The following is a 22,246-nucleotide window of genomic DNA, read 5'->3' as shown; positions in this document are numbered from 1 at the left end:
AGCGAATATCACCCGCTTTGCCTCATCACCTTTCACCGGCCCTGTCAGGCAGCGCGTGCTGCCTGGTGACAACTGCGTTAACGGCGTACTGTTATTCATTAAAGTCCTGCATCAGGTCGGAAACAATCTCTGCCGCCGGACGAATGGATTTGATGACAGATATACCGGTCCCGGTGGACACGATGCCCTGGTCAAAATTACCGAGTCTCATGGCCTGCCACAGCGAGTGGTAACCGTTCATCGCCTTAAACATGGCATCACGATCGGTGCCCTGCGCATCCAGTTCTGCCAGCGCAGGAGTCAGATCGGTAGGTAAGGTACGGTAATAAGCCGGCAGCGTGCGGAACAGCAGCAAATCTTCCGCCGTGGAGTCGACGATCAGTCGTTTGACTTTCTCAGCGGCGGGGTTCTCGACCGCCGTTAAAAACAGGCTGCCCGCATAAACACCTTCCGCCCCCAGAGCCAGTGCGGCACGCACGCCGCGGATATCGCCAATACCACCGGCCGCGATGACCGGGACTTTTACGCTATCCGCAATCATTGGAACGATGCTGAAGGTCCCGATCACCCGGGTCGGCACGGTTCCCCCTTCGTCAAAGCCGGTGGCGATGATGATGTCGGCCCCTAATCGTTCGGCTTCTTTTGAATTAGCGACGGTCGGCGTCAGGGCGCGATAAAGGATTTTAATGCCGTGGCTTTTTAAGAAATCAAAAATTTCAGCTTCCAGCAGCTCGTTGATCAGCACCACTTCCACGCCTTCTTCAACCAGCATTTCTGCGGTGGGCCGCCAGAAACCCATATCCGGGCCGTTGAGCACGGTGGCGGCAAAAGGTTTGCTGGTCAGCTTTTTAACTTTTCGGATCTCCTCCCGCATGCGGTCCAGTGCCACATAACGCGATCCCGGCAGGCTTTCCTGGCCGGCGTGTGGGCCCAGCGTACCCAGCCCGCCAGCATTTGAAACGGCAGCGACCAGTTCCGCATTGGTCAGGAAATACAACGGTGCCTGAATGAGTGGATAGCGAATATTCAGGATTTTAGTGACGCGGTTATTCATTTTTGCTCCTGCAGAAAATTACACAGGCAAAATGTTACGCTTTACATAATGGAATGGAATCGCCAAAAATAGAAATCTGATGCCCATATATGGAAAGAACAATGGATTTTAACGCAACGAAATTGTTCATCGCCGTAGTGAATGCCGGCAGTTTTTCTGCCGCCAGTGAGCGAATGGGCGTACCGATCTCTACCCTAAGCCGAAAAATTAATGAGCTTGAGCAGGCCCTGCATGTCCAGCTACTGGATCGCTCACGCCAGGGCGTTAAACCCACGCACCGCGGGCAGCAATTTTTTGAGCAGGCGCGGCTGGGTGTCGAGTTGCTGGAGGAGGCGCAAAAATCTGTTACCTCTGCCCACACGCTACAGGGCAAATTGCGCCTCTCTGTCCCGCCTGAGTTCTCACTATGGTGGGATTTACTGATCGCATTTCAGCAACGTTATCCTGATATCACCCTGTTTTGTCATTCCAGCGAAAGGGTGGTCGATTTGTTCGAAGATGGTATCGATGTGGCGCTGAGAATGGGCGAGTTAAAAACCGATGACGTGATCGCTAAGCCCGTCATGAATATGGAAACGGTGTTTGTGGCCAGCCCTGCATTTTTGGCACGTCACGGCACCCCAAAGACGCTGGCTGAAATGGCCCGGCTACCGATTGTTGCCTGGGAAACGCTGAATCGTGGTTTTTTTGAATGGAACGCGGAAGCGGAAAAAGTAAAATACGCGCCCTTCTTTACCACTAATAACGTGCAGGGATTACTTCATTATGCTCTGCAGGGAATGGGTATCGCAAAGCTGCTGAATATATCTGTCCGGCCCTGGCTGGAAAGCGGTGAACTGATACAGCTATTACCCGGGATAGCCACGCAAAGCCTCCCGCTGCACCTGGTCTATGCCCGCCATAAACATCCGTCAACCCTGGTGCGAGTGTATCTGGATTTTTGTACCGAATGGACGGAAAAGCTGAAGTGATGTGTTAGCAAAATGACGTGCTTCAGATAGCTGCTGGCTGATTAAACGTTCAAACCGATCCATCGGCACGCACCCGTTATGGTGCTCCAGCGACATGATGTCGAACGCCACTGTCAGGCTTCAATCAGGATGCAACGCATTTGCCGCATCATCATCTGCTGCTGCTGCTGCGACAGCTTTGCTCAAGGCAGGGAGTGAGTAACGCGATAAGTTACAGATAGCTGACGTCTCGCCACAAGCAAAAAACTGCCCTCTGGCGGCCTGGTGTAATTATCCCGTTGCGCGGCGTCTTTAAGCCGGGCAGCCGGGCGGCACCTCGCCCGGCCTGCGGAATAACCTCAGAAGATCCCTTTTTGTCGGATTTTTTGCATTTTTTCTAGCGGTGCATCGACCTTACTCACTTCCACATTATCGCGTTCAGCTGCTGCCGGGCTGCTGCTTTTCGCGGTCAAACGTAACTGTTGCAGGGCGAGTTTTTGCTGTTCCATCAGCGGCCTGAGCGCGGCGATCTCTTCACGAATTTTCTGTAACTCCGCCAGCTGCACTGACGATTCATCAGCCTGAGGCTGCATCTGCATCTGCTGCTGGGGCTGAAGCTCCTTCAGCAGTGTTTCAAAGCTGAGATTGTCACGTCCCAGCGACTCAGCCACATGATGACATCGCGCAGGGTCCATCAGAAACAGCTGGAGTCCCGCCAGGTAAACATCGCGGTGAAAAGCGCGGATGGTCATATTTGAATCATCCACGTTGTCCGACTGCCCCACCGACTGGTGCCACTGCTGTAGCTGCTGCATCGCACGCAAATCCGCGTGCGACTGCTCCGGCGTCAGGTGAAGGGAGAGATTAACCCGCCGGATCTGCCCCTTATGCATCCTCGCCAACCTCGGCCATCAAGGGTTCTTCAATGTCCCGGGCACCGGTGTCGGAATGATAAAGGCAGATTTCGCGAGACAGGGCGCTTTGCGGATTTTCAATAGTGATCACGCGTTCCCCGAGGGTCGCGTAAGCCTCGCGGACCGCGCCTTCAATCAGATGCGCGCCGCCACCGACCAGATAAACCCGGTTCGGGTTTTTGGCAAACTTCTTCGCTTCGTAAGCCACCTGGTCACCCAGTTCCTGGATTTTGATTTCAATCTTCTCAAGGATCTCATCGATACGGGATTCATCGTTAATCACGCTTTTTACGAAATCCAGATCCTGGCGGCGCTTGATAAGCTCATTCGCCACCAGATAGCTTGAATCACTGTCCGCCGCCGCCAGCAGCTTACGCGTAGCATCGGTGACCATCGCCACGCCGATTTCGTTGTTACCGTAAATCGCCGAGACATCATCAAACTCGCCTACGATAATCCCCATATCCAGCGTGGTACCGCCGCAGTCAATCACCAGCGATTTGGTAAATTCGTTGACGCTCGAATTGAGAAGGTGCGACAGCGCCGCCGGCAGACTTTCAGGCATCACCTGCACGTCCACAATGCGGAACAGCTCGCCTTTATTCAGCGTGATATCGCGCATCAGATTTTTACGTTTAGCTTCAATACGCTCTTCGTTACGCTGGCAGTCATCCGGGTTATAAAACTGGGTAATCGGTAAGGTGACGATCACTTCCACGTCGCACGGCACGACGCCGGTTTGCAGCAGCGCATGATGCACCGCCAGCAGGTTTAAATCATCATATTGATAGTCGATGTGGGTGGTCGACAACGCCTTATCAGAGGTGGCGTCGTAGGTATATTTGGTGGTGCCGATGGTGTAGTTATACACCGACTGACCACGCAGCAGGGCCGCGCTTTTCCACTCTTTACGGAATGAGTTTGGGGAAACGACCGTTTTCAGGCTGCCGTTTTCAATCCAGCTGATTTTTACGTTGGTGGAGCCATCATCAATGGCGAATTTTTTACGCATCTGGTTCATGAAAAGTATCTCAGTCAATCTCTAAATAAGGGGGCCATCCCTGGCGGCGCATACCTTGAAGGGGTATTCAGCGTCAGGCCGTTACAGCACGGCCTCTTCAGTTAATATCCGGCGGGCACCCAGGTAGTGATTCTGCCAGAAGGCATCAGAAAGCTGGCTGACGCGAATGTTCAAACCGGTTCGCGGTGCTTCGATAAATTCACCGTTCCCGATATACACGCCGACATGGTCGGCTCCGGGACGCTGGTTAATATTGAAAAACACCAGGTCGCCATGGCGTAATTTTTCCTGCCGCACAGGATGCAAGGTTCGGTCCTGGAACATCGCGTTGGCGGTGCGCGGCAGGTTGCGGCTTAACACCGGATTAAAGGCGTAAAAGACCAGCCCGCTACAGTCAAACCCCTGCTCCGGCGATTGCCCGCCCCAGACATAAGGTTTGCCTAACTGCTTTTTCAGCTGGACGATCACCTGTCTTAACGAGGCCTGCAGCCGCGGGCTGATCGTCTCGCCGGGCAGCGGATCCCAGATCATATCGGTGGACAACCTTCCTGGCTGCCAGCGTGAGTGCATCGCCAGCCATTCACGGTTTTGCTGGCGTTCGAGACGGCGCTTTTCAGCCTCATGCAGCTTCTGTTCCGGGGTAACAGGCACCACGGCAAGGCGCATACGGTTTTTCCTGAGCAGCAGCTCGCGGTTCCGCATCCTGGTCTTTAACGCCTCGTCTTTTTCCGCCGCGGACATCGTCTGGGTGCGTGGCGCGGCCTCAGTGGCGGCGCAAAATGCCAGGGTCAGCGCGACGAAGAGCGCTCTGTAGGCCGGTTTATGGATCTGAATAAAGCTGAACATCGTGAAACCATTTAGTGCTTTTGCGAGAGTCTGTCGACGATCGGCTTGATCACCTTTTCACCGTGCTGGCCAAAGAACTGATACAGCGATTCGCTGGCCGACTGGGTAAGGACCATGATCTCAATGCGGCGATTCGATGAGCTAAGGGGGTTATCCGGATCGATCAGCATCTGATCGGCCATTCCGCTAACCTGTAAAATCTTGCTTTGGTCCAATCCGGCGCGGGTCAACACCTTACGGGCCTGCATCGCGCGCTCGCCAGAAAGGTTCCAGTTGTTATAGAGATCCTGATCGCGGAAACGCGTCGCGTCCGTATGGCCGGTGATAATGATCTTGTTGTCGATTTTATTCAGCTCCGGGGCGAATTCCGTGAGCAACCGTGTGAAGAACGGCGTCAGAATCGCGCTGCTGCGCTGGAACATTTCACGTTTCCGATCGTCGGTAATCAGGATGCGCAACCCCTGCGGCACAATCTCAATTTGCAGGTTTGACTGGGCATCATAGGCGGAGGTGATCTTCATGATGATGCGTGCGAGATCTTCGATCTCGTTCTGCGAACGCGATTTCACCTCATCCAGGCTTTCGCCTCTGACCTTCGTTGCGGGCGTGACGTCATCGCGCTGCTTTTTCTGTGCTTCACTGTCGCGTTTCTCCGTCACGGCAAGCTTGCCGCCCATTCCGTGCGGCTGGGTGATAGGCGACAGGGTATGCCCGTCAAAAATCGACTGACCGTTAAGCTGGGAGACGATCTCTTTACGCTCCTCTTCGGTTACCGACCCCATGATCCACAGCACCATGAACAGCGCCATCATTGCCAGCGTAAAGTCGGCAAAGGCCACCTTCCACGCGCCGCCATGAAACGCGTCATGGCTTTTGCGCGAGGAGCGTTTGATGATCGTGGTGTGTTCTTTTCCGCGACCGCCACGCATCAGGACTCACCTGTCATCTGATTCACCCAGCCATCAAGCGTGGCAAAGGTTGGTTTTGAATCAAGCGGCAGCATTTTGCGGCCGGCGTCTACCGCCAGCAGCGTCGGTTTTCCGGCGACATGGTTCACCAGCACGGTACGCACGCACTCGATCACCGCCATCTGCTTTTTGGTGCGCTGCTCCATGGCGTTTGCCACCGGATCCATCAAGCAGTAGCAGAAGAAAACACCGAGGAACGTTCCCACCAGCGCGGCGGCCACTTTCACACCGATCACCGCAATAGACCCGTCGATGGATTGCATGGTAATGATGATGCCCAGCACCGCCGCACAGATACCAAAGCCCGGCATGGCTTCGGCGGTACGCTGCAGTGAGCGGGACGGCTGAAGAAGGTTCTCTTCCATCGCCACCAGCTCCTGCTCCAGCAGCCCTTCCAGCTCATGCTCGTTAATCTTGCCCATCGCCATCAGACGGAAGTTATCCGCAATAAAAGTGATGATCGCTTTGTTTTGCAGAATCAGCGGGTACTTTTGAAACAGCGGGCTGCTTTCCGGAACTTCGATGTGCTCATCCAGCACCTTCAGCCCCCCATCCTGAACCAGCTCAAGCAGTTCATACAGCAGCATCAGCAGCTGACGCTGATACTCATCGGTATATTCGTTTTTGCGCATGATGCCGCGAAACTGGCGATACATTTCCGCCAGAACCGGTTTAGGATTCGCCAGCACCATCGCCCCAAGACCCGCCCCGAGAATAATGATGATCTCACCGGGCTGCCAGAACGAGGCCAGACGCCCACCGGACATAAGAAAACCGCCTACCACGCAGGCGAAAATAATGAAAATACCGAGAAACTTTTGCATATACCTTTCACTTCTGAAAAAAACACTGGATCTTCTGAGCGATCTTTTTATTGAGCTGACAGACACGCGCCTCGGTGAGATCGAGGACTAACGCAATTTCTTTTAAGCTCATTTCCTGCTGGTAATAGAGCGTGAGAATCATCTGCTCACGCTCATCAAGACTTGCCAGCGCAGCCCGTAACGTACCGCTGGTGACCATTTCATCTTCCAGCGAACGTGTATTTAGCGTGCCGTTCAGGGCATCGTCGCTCAATAAATCATCAAGGCTCTCCAGCGTCTTCGCGCAGTCCAGCAGCAAATACTCGTGGTACTCCTCTGCGGTAATGGAAAGCTGCGCATTCAGATCTTCAAAGCTCGGCGTTCTGCCAAGCACGCGGGTGAGATCCCGAATTGCGTCATTGAGCTTGTGGCTTTTCTGCCGCAATCGACGCGGACGCCAGTCCAGCTCGCGCAGTTCGTCGAGCACGGCGCCGCGAATGCGCTGGGCCGCATACGCGCCAAACTGTTCGTCGGGATGACCGTAGCGCCGCAGCGATGACAACAGGCCCATCAGCGCAATTTGCTCCATGTCCTCTTTGTCCATTACACTGCTGGTTTGCCACGCGAGCTGTTTCACCACCCGGTGAACCAGCGGCAGGTAAGCGTTGACGTAACGCGCTTCATCAGCGGGTGTCAGCGAGTCATCAGCAATAAAATCCATCATTTCCATCAACTGCCGCGACTTACTGGAAAACCATTTTGCTGATGATCACGTCGTTAAACGGCATCCGCGTATTCAGACTCTGAAAGCGTTCGCTGTAAGCCTGCATCAGCTTGTCACGCAGTAATTCCACGTTCATGCTGCGTACCGCGTCGTATTCCATCGCCGACAGCAGGTTGACCGTTGCGCCGCGAATGGCGGGGGAAAGTTCATTCGCACGGCGGGCATCGGCCGGCGAGTGCGTGGTCAGCGCCAGCTCCAGCAGCAAATATCGTTCTGCATCGCGATGGCTTTTCAGGGTGATGACGACGTTCTTGATCTCCACGAACTCCACCGGGGTCTCTTCGGAAGCGCTGAAAAGGCTGGTGAGGCTGGAGAGCTTGCCTTTATCCTGGTTTAAATAATGTGTGCCGAGGACGGTCAGTACGGCGGCAAAAATGGCGGCGATTAGGGCAATCACCAGTCCTAATGAAAATGTTTTTATAGTCATAATGAGTCTGTTTACACCGTAAGTAATACTGAGTCGTCTTTGTTGAGTGCCGCCCTCGCCTCGTCGGCGGCAATGTCTGCCCCGGCGATCGGACTCTCTGGCGGCACCTGCGCATGCTGCTGTTCACGACCCTGTTGCGATTGTCCCGACTGGGAAGAAACCTGCACATTCACCTGAACGAAATTCTGTTCCGTCAGGCTCTGGCGCAATTCGGTGCTGATTTGCTGCAGCGCGCGGTAGGTTTCCCCGTTGCTGGCGCTGATATGCACCTGCATGCGTCCGTTTTCGATCTGCAGGGAGATATCTACTTTGCCCATTTCGGGCGGATCGAGCCGGATGGTGGCATGCTGCACCTGGTTTCTGACCTGGAGCTGCAAACGATCGTTGAGGGCGCTGTGTAGCTGCTGCGCCCATTTCGCCTCGTCGGCATCCAGGGTGATCGACGGCAGATTCAGCGTCTGTTTCTCTGACGCGTGAGTGAACGTCTGAGGCACAACGGGCTGTCCCGTCGCAGGCATCATCGTCATCAACGGTTTAGTGAGATCCGCCACCGCCGGTTTTATGCCCTGAACAAGCGGTTCTGGCGCGACGTCAACTAACGCGGGCTGCGCAGGAGCGGCGCGCGGTGTCGTCAGGGTTGTTTGCCCCGCCGTGATATTTTGCATCGTCAACGCATTGCCGGGCTGCGGCATAAGCGTGGCAGAGGCATTAAGCGTCCTGGCGGGCAGCTGGCTTGCCATCAGCAGTGCGTCCAGCAGCTGCTGTGGCGAGCCGTCTGGATCGTTAATATCGCGGGTGGCGTCGGCCTGCTTCTCCGTCTGTTCATCGTCGGGAGATTTCACCTCCGCCAGCACCATAGCAGTGTCCCGCTGCTGCTCACCGCCAATCAAAACGTTAATGATGTTGAGCAGCGCATCGCTGAAACCCGGTTGCGCCTGACCTGAGGCGTCAAAAGCCGCAGGCATTTCGCCCGCATTACTAAACGCGGGCAGCACCGGGGAGGCGTTGACAGGATCAGTAGCCGCCGGAACCGGCGTCATTTGTGAAAGCAACAGATCCATTAACCCCGTTCCTCTGCGCTGGAAAACTGCGCGTAGGCCGCGGCCCCTTCCCGGTTACGACGCGTGCGTGCGAGCTGCTTTTCCAGCTCATCGCTTTGTGCCTGGCAGAAATGATTCACCCGAAGGTGTACCTGCCGCAGTGCAGCCAGCGCTTCACGTTTTTCCGTGCTTATCGGTTGCCCTTTCAGCGAGCTCAGCAGTGCCGCAATCTGTGCGTCAACGTCCTGCATGGTCGGCCAGTCGTGCTGGCTGGCCGCCTGCTCCAGGGAACGCGCCAGAAAACGCATAACCTGAATATCATCCATTCTGCTGCCCCATTCTTTCCCAGCCGTCCTGCAGGTTGCGGAGGATCACTTCCACCTCTTCCACGCTGGCGACGGAGAGTTTGTGGCTGGCATCGTAGAGACGATAAACACAGTAGTCATAAAGATTGGCCAGGCTTAACGCCAGCTCTCCGCCCTTGTCAAAATCCAGCGAGCTGGTCAGGGCGTTCAGAATGTCGATGCATTTATTAATGCTCTGCACCTTGCGATCGTATCGACGCGCAGCAATATGACTTTTTGCCCGCACCAGCTCATCCATCAGGCCGTGAAACAGCATCAACACCAGCTGATGTGGATTTGCTGCGGCGGCCTGAATAGCCAGATCGGATTGTTGATAGTGGCTATAACCCTGCTGTTCGTTCCCGTACATAGAAGTGGTTGTTTCCTTAAGCTAAACCAAACATGCCCATGGTGTTATTCATCTGCGCCATCGCTTTTTGCAGCTGGGTAAACTGCTTCAGATAGCGGTTGTAAGAGCTTTCATAGCGCGCATTCATCGCTTCGGTTTTGGTATCAATGTCGCTCTGCTGACGATCCAGCACTTCCTGGCGCCCCTTCAGCAGGCCGTTGGTCGAGTTGAGATAGCGGTCAAGTGACTTATCCATCGCCGTCAGCATGCCTTCCTTACCGTTAAACAGATCGTTCAGCTTTTGCGGGTCAGCTTTGATCGCCTTATCCAGCTTTTTGCCGTCAATCTGCAATTTGCCTTCCCGATCGGCGGTAATGCCGAAATCAGACATGCGCTTGTCGCCAAATACCTGACGCATCACGTCGTTCAGTTCGCGATCGAGTGAGGACATGGTGGCGTCACCGGCAAAAGCCCCGCGGGATTCATCATTGCCGTTGCCACTTTTAGTCAGTTTGGTCAGGGTGTCCTGCAGGGTGTTATAGGCATCCACAAAGGTCTGCAGCTGTTCTTTCGTTCCCGCACTGTCCGTCCCTACCGAAACGGTCAGCGGCTTGTTGGCTTCCGTGACCGAGGTCAGTTCGATGGTCACGCCGTCGATCAGCTTATCCAGCGTGTTGGAGCTGTTGGTGAAGGTCATATCGCCCATCTTTATGACGGAGTCCGCAGCCTTCGAGATTGTTTGTGGATTAGAGAAATCCAAACCGGTCGGGCTGGTCACGGAGAGGGTATTTTTAGCGCCGCTCTCATCACTGCTTAGCATCAGCGTGACTTCACCGTCGGTGCGGATCAGCGATGCCGTCACGCCAGGGTTATCTTTATGACCGTTGATGGCTTTGGTCAGGTCGCTCAGGCTCTCCATATCCGTCAAATCCACGGTGATGGTTTCGGCTTTCGCGCCAGTGCCAAGCGTAATATCCATCGTGCCCGACGCATTTTTGATGCTGTCGTCGGACATCTTGTCAAAACCGATCTGATGCGCAGAGGCCAGCGCCTCAACTTCGATGTTGTAGGTGCCCTTCAACGCATTTGATTGCGCGGTGACGTTGGCAATTCCCTCGCGGTTCATGCTGACGAGGTTTTTCAGCATCCCTTCGTTGGTTTTGTTCAGCCCGCTCATCGCCGTGCGGAAATCGGTCAACGCTGTTTTCAACGCATCGAGGGCTTTCTTCTGCGAATCCATCGTGGTGGTTTTGGTCTTCAGCTGGTTTTGCAACGATGCGATGTCGTAGGTCGCCAGCTGCTGAGCCAGAGTCTGGGGATCAATACTGCTAAAATCGGCCATGTGTTTTTCTCCTTTCGCACCTGTTGCTATGCCACATCACAACACAAGCAAACTTTGTGCCAGTTTTAATAATGTTTAGATTCAGTATGTTATATTTAAGCGGGAAGAAAGGTTTCCCCTCAGGGGAAAGACCAGGAAGGGAAACGCCGCATACAAAAACACCGCCTTACAGCGGTGTTTTTTTAAAGGTGAGTGGATTAGCCCAGCAGGGACATCACCATACCGGACATGCTGTTGGACTGTTTCAGCATCGACATGCTGGTTTGCGCCAGCATCTGGTTACGGGTCATGCTGGATGCTTCGCTGGCGAAGTCAGCATCGCGGATGTTACCCAGCGCCAGGTCGGTGTTGTCTTTCATGTTTGCCAGGTTAGCCGCGGTGTGACCCAGACGGTTGATGTTCGCACCCAGTTTGGAACGCAGCGTACCCACCTCAGAAATCGCACCTTCGATGTTGGTGATCATCGCCTGAGCGCCAGAAACGGTGGTCAGTGCGTCAGCGGTAGTCAGGGCACCCAGGCCGCTTGCGCCTTGTACTGCGGTCAGATCAGCGCTGACATCAACCTTGAGGCTTTCACCTTCGGATGCACCAATCTGGAAGTTCATTGCGGCAGTGAATTTACCGCCGCTCGCGAACAGGCTCTCACCGGCATATTTGGTGTTATTCATGATGTTGTTCAGTTCGCTGTTCAGCTCGTCCATTTCAGACTGCAGCGCTTTACGATCTTCCGGGCCGTTAGTGTCGTTCGCTGACTGAGTCGCGAGGTCTTTCATGCGGTACATGATGTTGCTGACTTCGTCGAACGCGCCTTCAGCAGTCTGCAGCAGTGCAGTGGCATCAGAGATGTTGCGCTGTGCAACGGCCATGCCGTTAGTCTGACCCTGAAGACGGGTAGCGATCTGCAGGCCTGCAGCATCATCCGCAGCAGAGTTAATGCGTTTACCGGTACCCAGACGCTCCATTGCGGTGGAGAGCATGCTGTTGGATTTATTCAGCGCGTTAACGGAAGCCATTGAAGAGGCGTTAGTAAAAATAGAAAGTGCCATTTTGTATTCTCCTTTTTGAACCTGTCTGCCAGGTTCTTCTCTCTGGTACTCATGTAAAACGACACACCCCAGCGAAGAATTAAATCCAGGATAAAAATATTTTGCGATGGTGGCTGAGGATAACGGATATATAAAAGATGCAAACCATGCCGGGAAATAATATTAAGCAAAAGGGAGAAAGATAAAGCGGCACATTCCCATCCCGACTTAAATCAGCATGACATTTTATAACGTTTTTTATTCAAAAAATGAAAAGCATCTCATTTGCACAAGGTCATTAAGAACATTTTATTTACATGCCAAAGTCAATTGTTAATAAATCGAACAATACACCACGTCATTTAACGTTTAACGAAAAGCATTAATACCCGCCTCGTTTATTGGTTTATTAATTCGTTGCATATCACATTTTTATCGCGTAAAAATGGGCCCCGGAAGAGAAACTTCCTAAATACGCCTAAGAAAGGGCCTAAATCGCTGGATTAAACTCTCCCTGCACACCGCATGTTCTCGCGTTTAATCCCCTGACCTCTCCTTTTCTTTGCATCATTTCCGCAGGCAAGCGGCAATTCTCAATGAATTTTAAACGGATTTAACCCTTAATTTACATTAAGCACTTAGCGACGCGTTCGCGGGATGCCTTTATGAATTAAATTCTTCAGGAGTGGAAATCCACCAACACTTGCCATGAATAAAATCTATTATGCGGTTAACAACTGGTTAATTGATTTACCCTCAGGTTCGATCATCAGCCTGGTTTCGGGTGAGCGTAAACGACTCGGCGAGTATCAATTAAAGCTGCTGAATGTGCTGGCGACAAACGCAGGGAAAATACTCTCCCGCGAGGAATTGACCACGCTGGTGTGGGAACGCCGGGTGATTGGAAATAATAGTCTTCCCAATGCGATACATGCATTACGTGCCGCACTTGAAGACGATGGAAAAACGCAGAAAATTATAAAAACCATACCCAAAAAAGGTTATTTGCTGGAACAAGACTGGTGCCGCTCGGTTGAACACGATAGTGACGATATCGATCAGCCTGCCAGTACGACATTAACGGACGCCACAGAGGAAATAACGGAGGAAACGCCGGATGCTTCTGCTGAGCTATTGCCCCCGACGTCTTCCGATCCGGACAGCAGCGGGATTGAGGTCACGCCACAATCGCAATCTGATAAGCGATCGCGCCTGCAACAGCCTCTGATCGCGCTTGCTGTGCTGATTGCCGTAATGGTCTTCAGCGCTGTCGCAGGCTGGCGTTACGCAAACGAGCAAGGTTCCCGACTGATCGCTACCGAGCAGGAGTCGGGGGTGTACAGCAATATCCGCATCTACGAGATCTCAGAAGCAAACCGGCTGGAGATGAACAAAGAGGATTTCTACAGCAAGATCAAAGACACCCTGTACGCCATTAACCAGCAGATAAAATCACAGTCCATCAGCATGACGGTCTATTACCAGAGCGTCGACCAGACGCTTAACTACACCTTCGCGCTTGAAAGCCGATGCGACAGGAAACAGCTGGTGATGGCGATCTATCACTGGCGAATCGACACCACACAATTAAACAACCTGCTGTTGCGAGAAACGAGGAGAAAACTCAGTGAGATGGAAGTCTGCTCTTAACGGGAAGTGGCTGCTTGTCTATTTTCTGATGGCAGCCAGCACGTTTGCGGGGGCCCGGCTGATCACGCCAGCCGCAGCGCCACAGGCGGGTGTAGAAGGGTTTATTCAGCTGGGCTTTTACGATCTGATGTCGCGCCGCAAAGAGATCTACGATTCACACATGCAAACCGTCAACCACGCCACGTTGACGACGATAACCAACCCGAACGATAACCGTTTTGTATTGAAGGGGAAATTTAGCGAGATCAATGAGCAAAACGGTAAGCGTTTCTTCTCCTACACGCCTATCTATTACAGCACGGCGCAAAAAGGGCTGATGATTGATGGTCTGGTGGATATGCTGATGCACATTGATTTCTGGATGCAGCCGGTTTACGTCGGCAATAAACAGCTGGTTGTCGGACAAAGCGGGGCTATTTTCCTCTACCCGCTGCGCAAGTGATCCCGCCTTCGCCCGCGTCTGGAAACGCGGGCAGGGCTTTATCCCAGCACGTTTTTTACGGTCGACAGCGAGATATTTCCTTGCGCCAACAGGGCCTGTGAAAGCAGGCCGTACTGCTTGCCACCGTTAGCCAGCGCGTCACCAAGGGCGCGCGACGTTTCCAGCGCCTCCTGAGGGTTATACGCCGTTGCCATATCCTGAATGCGCGCCGTCACGCGTTCCTGATGCTGATGCAGCTTGCTCCGCTCGCGGGTGATTTGCTCCAGCGTTTGCTGAAGCGTGCCGCTGGCTGCACGGTCCCACTGGCTGCTGAGCTGGTTAATCTGATCTTCACGGCTGGCTTCCGCCTGCGGAGCGAGCAGCGTAAACGCGTCCGCCGGGAACTGGTGGCCTTCGCCACGCACGCTCAACTGCTGACTGACCTGCGCCCAGCGGCTCTCATCCACCTGGAATAGCGCAGTGCCGTCCCGACCCAGCGTGGCATGGATCCCCAGACGTCCCAGGCCCACGTTCAGATGCATCAGCGCCTGCCGGGGCGTAGCGTCAGCCGGTATCGACACGGCGGTAAGTTCCCGCTTGCTGCCGCCAAGCGCAAACACCAGCGTTTCCCCCTGGGTCTGCTCCAGCACCTTTTCCATGCCCGGCAGGGCAAAACTGACCCGGCTTTTTTGCTGCAGCGTCACGTTGAAGTTACGATCGATGGTGCCGCCCGAAAGCGTGCTGCGCTGCTGTAACAGACGGCTCACCGTCGGGGCGTGCGCGTCACCTTTTCCGCGTATCGCCTGATGGCGTAGCACCAACAGCTGATTTTCCGTTTCAGACAGATAATCCTCCGCCTTCTGCACCGCCGTGAGCTGCTGGTTAAGCTGGACGTTGTAACGCAATGGGCGGCGAGAGAGCAGCGCGGACTCGGGAAAAGGTTGCGACGTGCGGCTGGTCTGCGCGATTTGCTCAGTGCGCGCAACGGGCGCAGCCGCCCCCGGCGTGGTTCTGACCGGGGACGGCGTGGTGGTTAAGGAGTTTGTTTTTAAACCGACTTGCATAACCATTACAACATACTGAAGAGTGAGAGCTGGCTAATCATACTGTACGCTTTGTTGGTGATTTGTACCGAGTTGGTGAACAGTTGCAGGTTAATGCTGGTGGTAGCCCAGTCGGTATCCGAAAGATCGCGGATCACCTGATCGTTGGCCGTGCTGACGTCGGTATGCGCGTCAGCCAGCATCGACAGGCGGTTCTGCCGTCCGCCGAGGTCGGTAAACAGCGCCGCGACCTTATCGCTTGACTGACCGGAAATCGTCAGCATTTCGTCGATATCGGCCTGGTAATCACTCACCGACAGCGACGGGTCCTGCATTTTATCGCTCAGCGCTTTAAGCTTGTTCAGCATCTCCAGATCGTCGTCGCTGCCGGAAAACGCGCCCGCCACATGGGTATTCTCTGTGACGTTTACGCCGTTCGCCACCGTGGTTTCACGCGTGCCGTTGTTGCCCTGATAGACATATTTCCCCTGCGCCTCATCCCAGCTAACCGGTTTGGTATCCGTTTTAGTACCGGAGAAGAGATAACCGCCACTTTCATTTTGCGCATTCAGCGAGGCGACCAGCGAATCCAGCATCGAAGATAGCTCCGCGCCATAGCCCGCCATATCCTGGTCGCTGTGAACGCCGCCGTTGGCCGCGGACAGCAGCTTGTCATTCAGCGCCAGCAGCTGTTTGCTCATGGCGTCAATGTTCGCTTCCTGTCTGGAGAGCGCACCGCTCAGGCCGGTAATATTGCTCTGGTACTGCTTAATCGCCGACTGTTCACGATTAAGCTGCACCAGACGCGTGGCGACCACCGGATCGTCAGAAGGGACGTTAATCCGTTTCTGGGTCGCCATTTGTTCCATCAGTTTGCTGGCGCGGGTGCCGTTAACGCCAAGCTGCGCCATCATGGCATCGGAATTATAAAGACTGCTGATTCGCATAAGTAGGTTCCTTAACGCCGGTTAAAACAGGCCTAACAGGTCGTTGAAAATCTGGTTGCCGGTCGCAATGACCTTAACGTTTGACTGATATGCCTGCATGTAGACCTGCAGGTTGATCGCTTCTTCGTCCTCGTTGACCGCGCTGAGATTATTGCGCTGCAGCTGTGCCTGCTCGAAGACCCCCTGCGCCGCCTCCATCTCGCTCTTAGACTTTTTGCTGGCGATCCCGATGTTGGAAATAATGGCGGCAGCGCCTTCATTCAGGCTCATGTTGCCCATGCCGCCGATATCCACCTTGGTGTTTTTCAGCTCGATCAGCTTTTGCAGGTTATCGCCGTTCCCCTGCTCCCCTTGCTTGTCTGACAACGCCAGCTCGTCCGGCTTGAGGTCGTTAACCTGTATGATGCCGTTAGGGTTGGTAAGATCGAACGTAAACAGCGGCTTGCCATTATTACCATTCTTATCAACGCCTTGTGCCAGCTGGTCGTTAAACAGCGTCGCTACCGCCTCCGCCATACCCTGCACCGAGGCCTGCATTTGCGCCAGATCGCCGGTTTCGTAGTCATACAGCGCGCCAAGCTGCCCGCCGGTAGAAGGATTTAACGTGAAGTTGGTATTAAAGAAGTTCAGGCTCAGTACCGGGTTACCGCTGCTGTCCATGCTGCTGCTCAGCTCGCCCGCTACCTTGCCGCTCACCAGCGGCTGGCCGTTTTTCATCGCCACGGAGTAGCTGCCGTTACTGTCTTCGCTCACCTTGACGTCGGCATAGGTGCTCAGCTGTTTTACCAGCTCATCACGCTGATCCCGCAGCACGTTGCTGTTGCCGCCGGTCGAATCCATCTCCATGATTTTTTTATTGTAATCAGCGATACCGGCCGTCAGGCTGTTGATCTGCCCCACCATGGTGTCGCGCTGATTGGTGATCGACGTTTTCTGGCTATTGATGAAGTCGTTCATATTGTTAAAGCGCGTCGCCAGCGAGCCCGCCTGGTTCAGCAGTTGCTGACGATTGGCCTCACTTTCTGGCTCTTTGGTCAGCGCGCTCAGGGCGGCAAAGAAATCATCCAGCCCGGAGCCCAGGCTGGTGGACTCGGTACCGATTACTTTTTCCAGCGAGCTCAGGTATTGGTTATTAATGCCGTAGTAGTTGGCTTTACTGTTGCTCTGCCAGACCTGGCTGGTCAGGTACTGATCGGAGATACGGCGGATGCTGTCCACCTGCACACCCGCGCCGGCCGACATTCCGCCCTGACCCATTGTCACCACTGAGCTTTGAATAATGCCCTGGCGGCTGTAGCCCGGCGTCAGCATGTTCGTGATGTTCATGGAAGTCACGCTCATCCCAAACTGGGCCGCCTGCAGGCCACTCCAGGCAATGTTGATCATGTTCATCGGTTACTCCTGCCCGCGCCGCATCACCGGTACTACGGGGGTCTTTAATAGCTGAGGATGTTGTTGTAAAGCGGCCATACTCTGCGAATTCTTAAACGCGGCACTCTGCTGCGGCCCAAGCTGGGTAATAATCATCTGCGCGATGCCGGTGCTGCGCTGCGACGCCAGCTGCGAGGTGAGCTTGTCGTCGTAGAATTCCTGCATCATGCGCTGCTGTTTGCTGTCGAACGGATTGCCGTCTGCCAGCGCCTGCGAGGCTTTACGCATCTCTTTCATCAGCGAGCGCAGGAACATGGCTTCAAACTGCTCCGCCGCCTGCTCAAGGTTTTGCGGTTTGACCTGCCCGGTCATATCACCGGGCAGCATGGCGCTGTTACGGGTAATGGCATCTAACATAACCGCTCCTTAAATCACCACCAGTTCGGCATCCAGCGCACCGGCTTCGTGCAGGGCCTGCAGAATCGCCATCGTGTCATCCGGCGCGGCGCCAAGGCTGTTCAGGGTATTGACGATACTGCGCAGGCTGGTTCCCGCGGCAACCGTCACCATCTGCCCGCGACCACGATTAACACTCACATCACTTTCCGGGGTCACCACGGTCTGGCCCGGGCTAAACGCGCCTGGCTGGCTGACGTTGGCAGACTCGCGGATGGTTACCGTCAGGTTGCCGTGTGACACCGCGGCGGCATGCACCACGACGCCATCGCCAATTACCACCGTGCCGGTGCGGGCGTTAAACACCACGCGCGGCGGCTGTTTCCCGGCATTGATTTGCACATCTTCCAGCATCGACATAAACGCCACGCGCTCGCCAGCCGACTGTGGCGCGTTGACCACCACGTTAGTGGCGCTTTGCGCCGTGGCGGTACCAGCGCCAAACGCGTTATTCAGCGCCACGGCAACACCGTTTGCCGTTTTAAAACTCGGGCGCCTGAGGTTCAAAATCACCTGGCTGTTCTGCTGAAAATCGGACGGAATTTCACGCTCAACGGACCCACCGTTGGGTACCCGTCCGACGGTCGGCGTGTTGATGGTGACGCTGGAGCCGCTGTTGCCTTCAGCCTTCACGCCTCCCACCACCACGTTTCCCTGCGCCAGGGCATAGACCTCACCGTCCGCCCCGCGCAGCTGGGTCAGCAGCAGCGTCCCGCCGCGCAGGCTCTTCGCATCGCCAATCGACGATACGGTGACGTCAATGGCCTGACCGCGCGCGTACCCCGGCGGCAGCGTCGCGCTGATTGCCACGGCAGCCACGTTTTTCACCTTATGATCGATTTTGGTTGGCAGCTGAACGCCGAACTGGCGCAGCATGTTGGTTATCGACTGGCTGGTAAATTTCACCTGGTTTTTATCGCCGGTGCCGTCGAGGCCCACCACCAGGCTATAACCCACCAGCTGGTTGCCACGAACGCCCTGGATATCCACCACGTTGCCCAGCCGTTCCGCCGCCACGCCGCTGGTCCACAGCAGCAGAAATAGCATCATTTTATGCATGGCAGACTCCATTAAAGCGGGAACAGTGGATGGTTGAAGAAGCGGGTCAGCCATCCTGCAGAGTTGGCATCGCTCAACGCTCCGCGTCCCGCATAGGAGATACGCGCGTTGGCAATACGCTGGGATGAGACGGAGTTGTCGCGCTCAATGTCATCCGCACGCACCAGTCCGGTTACGCGCATGTACTCGTCACCCTGATTGAGGGTCAGCCATTTTTCACCGCGTACCGCCAGCACGCCGTTAGGCAACACCTTGTAGACCGCAACGGTGATGGCACCACGCAGGCTGTTTTGCTGCTGCGAGGTGGCATTACCATTGAAGTTACGGTTGGCGTCTATCGAACCGGAGAGCTTATCCACGGAATGGCCGAAGGCCTCCGGCACGCCGATGGAGACATCGTTTTTCTTACCGAAATTGGTGCGCGCCTGTTTGCTGGCCTGGGTCGATTCATCCAGCTTCACGGTCAGGATGTCGCCAACGCGATAGGCGCGGCGATCCTGTGTCAGTGACCAGTTATAGTTGCCGTTATACACACCACCGCCCTGCACCTGCACAGGCGGCATGGCAAAATCTTCTGGCGGCGCATAGGCTGCGTCGTCTTTATGTACCAGCAGCGCCGGGCTTTCACACCCGGCCAGCAGCAGTACAAAAAAACCGATAACACACTGCTTTTTCATTTTTTGTCCACTTCACTGCACGCATCACATCGACTGCGTGACAAACTTCATCATGTCGTCCGCGGCTGACACCATTTTGGCGTTCATCTCATAGGCGCGCTGAACGGTAATCATATCGACCATCTCTTCCACCACCTGGACGTTGGAGCCTTCAAGCGACCCCTGCTCAAGCTGTCCGAAAGCTTCTTCGCCCGCAACGCCCTCAACCGCTTCGCCGCTGGCTGCGGTTTCGCGGTACAGATTGCCGCCGATGGCTTCCAGGCCGGCCGGATTGACAAAATTCACCAGGGTGATCTGCCCCAGCTCAACCGGCTCGTTTTCGCCTGCCACCGTCGCGGTGACCGTGCCGTCTTTGCCGATCTGGATATCCTTCACGTTATCCGGCAGTTCAATCTGCGGTACCAGCGGCAGCCCCTGGGCGTTGGTCAGCAGGCCGTCCGGGTTCTTCTGGAAATTCCCGGCACGGGTATAGGCAATATCACCATCACTGGTTTCCACCTGGAAAAAACCCTGTCCGGTAATCGCCACATCGAGCTTCTGTCCGGTGTTCTGAATATTGCCGGTGGAGAACTCTTTCTGAGTACCAACAATCTTGACCCCGGTACCGAACTGAATGCCGGTGGGCGAGGTGTTGTTCTGATCCAGCTGTCCGCCTGGCGTACGCTGGTTCTGATAAAACAGGTCCGCAAACATCACGCGATCGCGCTTGAAGCCGGTGGTGTTGACGTTGGCCAGGTTGTTAGAGATGGCACTCATCTTCGCGTCTTGCGCAGCAAGACCGGTTTTGCTGATCCATAAAGCGGGATTCATTGTTATTCCTTACTCAATCAGGTATTGCGCAACAGGCGATTTCCCGCCGTCGCCAGATCTTCCGCCGCCTTCATCATTTTGATCTGAGCTTCAAACTGACGGTTCAGGGCAATGCTCGACACCATTTCGTTAATCGCCGAGACGTTGGAGCTTTCAAGATGCCGTGACACCAGTTCCACCTCTTCAGTACGCGGGTTAACGTTGGCGGCGGTGATCATAAATCCAGCGCTGTTCTTGCTCAGCTGCGCGGCAGGGATGTCGACCAGCTTGATCCGGTCGATCTCCATCGGTGCGGCTACGTTGCCGTCGTCCGGTACGATGGAAATCACCCCGTCATCAGCAATGGTGATGGCGGTAAAGGGCGGCAGCACAATCGGACCGTTATCACCAGAGACCGGCAAACCGTCGATGGTCAGCTCCCCTTCCGGCCCAACCTCAATCTGGCCGTTGCGGGTGTAAACCTCACGGTTGCCGCTCACCAGCGCAATCAGACCGCTGCCTTTAATGGCCACGTCCAGATCGCGGCCGGTCACGCGCGTGGCGCCCGGCGTGAGATCCACGCCGCCCTGCTGCTGCTGAACCAGATAACGGGAGGCGTAACCCTCCCCCTGGATCGGCTGCGACAGGGCGCTGTCCAGATCGTGGCGAAAGCCCTGCGTGTTCACGTTGGCCAGGTTATTGGCGTGGATCTGCTGCTGTGACAGGCTTCGGGTTGCGCCGCTCACGGCGGTATAAATTAAGTGGTCCATTACACCGCCTGGAACAGCGCCGTCATCATGCTGTCGTTGGTGCTGATGACTTTGGTGTTGGCCTGATAGTTACGCTGGGCGGTCATCAGCCCGACCAGTTCCGCCGTCAGGTCAACGTTAGATCCTTCCAGCGTGTTGGATGTCAGCGCCCCCAGCAGGCCAGAGCCCGGCGTACCGGTCAGCGGCGCGCCGGAGCTGGCAGTTTGTGACCAGGTGGTGCCGTTCTGCGAGGCAAGACCGTTCGGGTTGGAGAAGGTCGCCAGGATCACCTGCCCCTGCAGCAGACGTTCGCCGTTAGAGAAGGTGGCGTAAACGCTGCCGTCTTTATCGATCATCTGGCCGGTACGTTCGCCAGAGGCATAGCCGTTACCATTGTTTTTACTGACCGAGAAATCGGAACCAAACTGCGTGGTGCCGTTATAGTTGAGCGCCAGTTCAATCCCGTCCGCGCCCGGAATGTTGGCCGTAATGTTGACGGCACTGTTAGGTGCCTGCAAAACACCCTGCTCGGTAAACGTCATCTTCTGCGTGGTGCCCATATCCTGGTCATCCATGTAGTAGTGCACTTCCCACTCGTTGTCGGTGGTTTTAACAAAGTACTGCTTAAGGGTGTGCTCACGCCCCAGCGAGTCGTACACCTGCGTGGCGTATGTGTGGTTGTAGGACGTTTCGTCCTTCGGATCGAAGGTGCCGTTGACGGGCAGCTTTTCGTTGGCGTTCAGGTTCGCCGTGAAGTCGAGCGTGCTGGTGGCCTTTGCCGGCAGCGAGCCGCTGCTGATGGTGAGATTGCCCACCGTACCGGTCTGGATCACGCCGTTAGCGTCCACCGGATAGCCTTGCAGGTACATCCCCTGATTGTTGACCAGGTTACCGTGGTTGTCGGTCTGCATGTAGCCCGCACGGGTGTAAGAGGTGGTGCCTGCGCTGTCGCGCATCACGAAAAAGCCGTCGCCGTTAATGGCTAAATCGAGGCTATTGGCAGAGGAAAAGATACTTCCGCTTTTGGAAATGCTCTGGGCGATGCCGGTAACGCCCACGCCCAGCGGCTGACCTTCCGCATACAGCGAAGCGAACTCCGCGCGGCCCGACTTAAAGCCGACGGTGCCAGAGTTAGCAATATTGTTGGAGATGGCACCAAGCTGTTGGTTAATGGCATTTAAGCCTGAAATTGCAATATCAAAGCTCATAATTGTTCC

At 55.1% G+C, this 22,246-nt stretch carries 25 protein-coding genes; 3 read left to right on the top strand and 22 right to left on the bottom strand.

The annotated features are described in order from the left end of the window. Window positions 1–91: 91 nt before the first annotated feature. A complete protein-coding gene (locus AABB92_RS13050) occupies window positions 92–1,054 on the bottom strand; it encodes an NAD(P)H-dependent flavin oxidoreductase (RefSeq protein ID WP_031374877.1) in 963 nt (320 codons plus the stop codon). 101 nt (window positions 1,055–1,155) lie between these two features. Between AABB92_RS13050 and AABB92_RS13045 the strand changes: the two genes are divergently transcribed. Beyond that, complete coding sequence (locus AABB92_RS13045; protein ID WP_031374878.1) at window positions 1,156–2,025, top strand: LysR family transcriptional regulator; 870 nt, start codon at window positions 1,156–1,158, stop codon at window positions 2,023–2,025. A gap of 338 nt (window positions 2,026–2,363) precedes the next feature. Here AABB92_RS13045 and AABB92_RS13040 read toward each other — a convergent pair whose 3' ends face one another. The 12 genes from AABB92_RS13040 to AABB92_RS12985 form a co-directional block, all read right to left on the bottom strand. Further along, entirely contained in the window at window positions 2,364–2,897 is a 534-nt protein-coding gene (locus AABB92_RS13040) for a hypothetical protein (RefSeq protein ID WP_031374879.1), read from the bottom strand. Further along, window positions 2,890–3,939: a plasmid segregation protein ParM domain-containing protein gene (gene parM / locus AABB92_RS13035; protein ID WP_031374880.1), complete on the bottom strand. Its 1,050-nt coding sequence runs from the start codon at window positions 3,937–3,939 to the stop codon at window positions 2,890–2,892. The genes AABB92_RS13040 and parM overlap by 8 nt, the downstream gene beginning before the upstream one ends. A gap of 81 nt (window positions 3,940–4,020) precedes the next feature. Then, complete coding sequence (locus tag AABB92_RS13030) at window positions 4,021–4,605, bottom strand: C40 family peptidase (RefSeq protein ID WP_238585866.1); 585 nt, start codon at window positions 4,603–4,605, stop codon at window positions 4,021–4,023. Between the two features lie 191 nt (window positions 4,606–4,796). Then, entirely contained in the window at window positions 4,797–5,714 is a 918-nt protein-coding gene (gene lafU / locus AABB92_RS13025) for a putative lateral flagellar export/assembly protein LafU (protein ID WP_031374882.1), read from the bottom strand. Beyond that, complete coding sequence (gene motA / locus AABB92_RS13020) at window positions 5,714–6,577, bottom strand: flagellar motor stator protein MotA (protein WP_031374883.1); 864 nt, start codon at window positions 6,575–6,577, stop codon at window positions 5,714–5,716. The genes lafU and motA overlap by 1 nt, the downstream gene beginning before the upstream one ends. 7 nt (window positions 6,578–6,584) lie before the next feature. Beyond that, on the bottom strand, window positions 6,585–7,277 hold the full coding sequence (locus tag AABB92_RS13015; RefSeq protein WP_031374884.1) for a FliA/WhiG family RNA polymerase sigma factor: 693 nt from the start codon (window positions 7,275–7,277) through the stop codon (window positions 6,585–6,587). Between the two features lie 22 nt (window positions 7,278–7,299). Beyond that, window positions 7,300–7,767, bottom strand: coding sequence for a flagellar basal body-associated FliL family protein (locus AABB92_RS13010; RefSeq protein WP_031374885.1), 468 nt, complete (start codon window positions 7,765–7,767; stop codon window positions 7,300–7,302). A gap of 11 nt (window positions 7,768–7,778) precedes the next feature. Further along, a complete protein-coding gene (locus tag AABB92_RS13005; protein ID WP_052720651.1) occupies window positions 7,779–8,828 on the bottom strand; it encodes a flagellar hook-length control protein FliK in 1,050 nt (349 codons plus the stop codon). Next, window positions 8,828–9,133 (bottom strand): flagellar protein FliT, encoded by a 306-nt coding sequence (gene fliT / locus AABB92_RS13000; RefSeq protein WP_031374887.1) that lies wholly within the window; start codon window positions 9,131–9,133, stop codon window positions 8,828–8,830. The genes AABB92_RS13005 and fliT overlap by 1 nt, the downstream gene beginning before the upstream one ends. Beyond that, the gene (fliS, locus tag AABB92_RS12995) at window positions 9,126–9,521 is read right to left on the bottom strand and encodes a flagellar export chaperone FliS (RefSeq protein WP_031374888.1); all 396 of its coding nucleotides are present in this window, start codon (window positions 9,519–9,521) and stop codon (window positions 9,126–9,128) included. The genes fliT and fliS overlap by 8 nt, the downstream gene beginning before the upstream one ends. 16 nt (window positions 9,522–9,537) lie before the next feature. Beyond that, on the bottom strand, window positions 9,538–10,842 hold the full coding sequence (gene fliD / locus AABB92_RS12990) for a flagellar filament capping protein FliD (RefSeq protein ID WP_031374889.1): 1,305 nt from the start codon (window positions 10,840–10,842) through the stop codon (window positions 9,538–9,540). A 197-nt stretch (window positions 10,843–11,039) separates the two neighbouring features. Further along, window positions 11,040–11,888 carry a flagellin N-terminal helical domain-containing protein gene (locus tag AABB92_RS12985; protein ID WP_031374890.1) on the bottom strand — a complete coding sequence of 283 codons (849 nt, stop codon included), beginning with the start codon at window positions 11,886–11,888 and terminating at the stop codon, window positions 11,040–11,042. 687 nt (window positions 11,889–12,575) lie between these two features. Here AABB92_RS12985 and AABB92_RS12980 point away from each other — a divergent pair. Both AABB92_RS12980 and AABB92_RS12975 read left to right on the top strand, forming a co-directional pair. Next, window positions 12,576–13,517 (top strand): winged helix-turn-helix domain-containing protein, encoded by a 942-nt coding sequence (locus tag AABB92_RS12980; RefSeq protein ID WP_031374891.1) that lies wholly within the window; start codon window positions 12,576–12,578, stop codon window positions 13,515–13,517. Further along, window positions 13,495–13,959, top strand: coding sequence for a hypothetical protein (locus AABB92_RS12975; protein ID WP_031374892.1), 465 nt, complete (start codon window positions 13,495–13,497; stop codon window positions 13,957–13,959). Before AABB92_RS12980 ends, AABB92_RS12975 begins: the two co-directional genes overlap by 23 nt. 38 nt (window positions 13,960–13,997) lie before the next feature. Here the strand turns inward: AABB92_RS12975 and AABB92_RS12970 are convergent, their stop codons facing one another. The 9 genes from AABB92_RS12970 to flgE are packed head-to-tail and all read right to left on the bottom strand — an operon-like array spanning window position 13,998 to window position 22,237. Continuing rightward, window positions 13,998–15,002, bottom strand: coding sequence for a hypothetical protein (locus AABB92_RS12970; RefSeq protein WP_031374893.1), 1,005 nt, complete (start codon window positions 15,000–15,002; stop codon window positions 13,998–14,000). A 5-nt stretch (window positions 15,003–15,007) separates the two neighbouring features. Next, window positions 15,008–15,928, bottom strand: coding sequence for a flagellar hook-associated protein FlgL (gene flgL / locus AABB92_RS12965; RefSeq protein ID WP_046289459.1), 921 nt, complete (start codon window positions 15,926–15,928; stop codon window positions 15,008–15,010). A 21-nt stretch (window positions 15,929–15,949) separates the two neighbouring features. Continuing rightward, complete coding sequence (flgK, locus tag AABB92_RS12960) at window positions 15,950–17,320, bottom strand: flagellar hook-associated protein FlgK (RefSeq protein ID WP_031374895.1); 1,371 nt, start codon at window positions 17,318–17,320, stop codon at window positions 15,950–15,952. Between the two features lie 3 nt (window positions 17,321–17,323). Beyond that, window positions 17,324–17,716 carry a rod-binding protein gene (locus AABB92_RS12955; protein WP_031374896.1) on the bottom strand — a complete coding sequence of 131 codons (393 nt, stop codon included), beginning with the start codon at window positions 17,714–17,716 and terminating at the stop codon, window positions 17,324–17,326. Window positions 17,717–17,725: 9 nt separating this feature from the next. Further along, window positions 17,726–18,814 (bottom strand): flagellar basal body P-ring protein FlgI, encoded by a 1,089-nt coding sequence (locus tag AABB92_RS12950; RefSeq protein ID WP_031374897.1) that lies wholly within the window; start codon window positions 18,812–18,814, stop codon window positions 17,726–17,728. Between the two features lie 11 nt (window positions 18,815–18,825). Beyond that, a complete protein-coding gene (gene flgH / locus AABB92_RS12945) occupies window positions 18,826–19,491 on the bottom strand; it encodes a flagellar basal body L-ring protein FlgH (RefSeq protein WP_031374898.1) in 666 nt (221 codons plus the stop codon). Window positions 19,492–19,515: 24 nt separating this feature from the next. After that, the gene (gene flgG / locus AABB92_RS12940; RefSeq protein ID WP_031374899.1) at window positions 19,516–20,301 is read right to left on the bottom strand and encodes a flagellar basal-body rod protein FlgG; all 786 of its coding nucleotides are present in this window, start codon (window positions 20,299–20,301) and stop codon (window positions 19,516–19,518) included. A 17-nt stretch (window positions 20,302–20,318) separates the two neighbouring features. Next, on the bottom strand, window positions 20,319–21,050 hold the full coding sequence (locus tag AABB92_RS12935) for a flagellar basal body rod protein FlgF (RefSeq protein ID WP_046289461.1): 732 nt from the start codon (window positions 21,048–21,050) through the stop codon (window positions 20,319–20,321). After that, complete coding sequence (flgE, locus tag AABB92_RS12930; protein ID WP_046289462.1) at window positions 21,050–22,237, bottom strand: flagellar hook protein FlgE; 1,188 nt, start codon at window positions 22,235–22,237, stop codon at window positions 21,050–21,052. The genes AABB92_RS12935 and flgE overlap by 1 nt, the downstream gene beginning before the upstream one ends. Window positions 22,238–22,246 lie beyond the last annotated feature (9 nt).

Origin of the sequence: Pantoea brenneri (genome assembly GCF_038594305.1) — a bacterium.
GTDB classification, from domain to species: domain Bacteria; phylum Pseudomonadota; class Gammaproteobacteria; order Enterobacterales; family Enterobacteriaceae; genus Pantoea; species Pantoea brenneri.
Note: the sequence above shows the minus strand (reverse complement) of the source record. Positions and strands in the feature narration are given on the sequence as shown.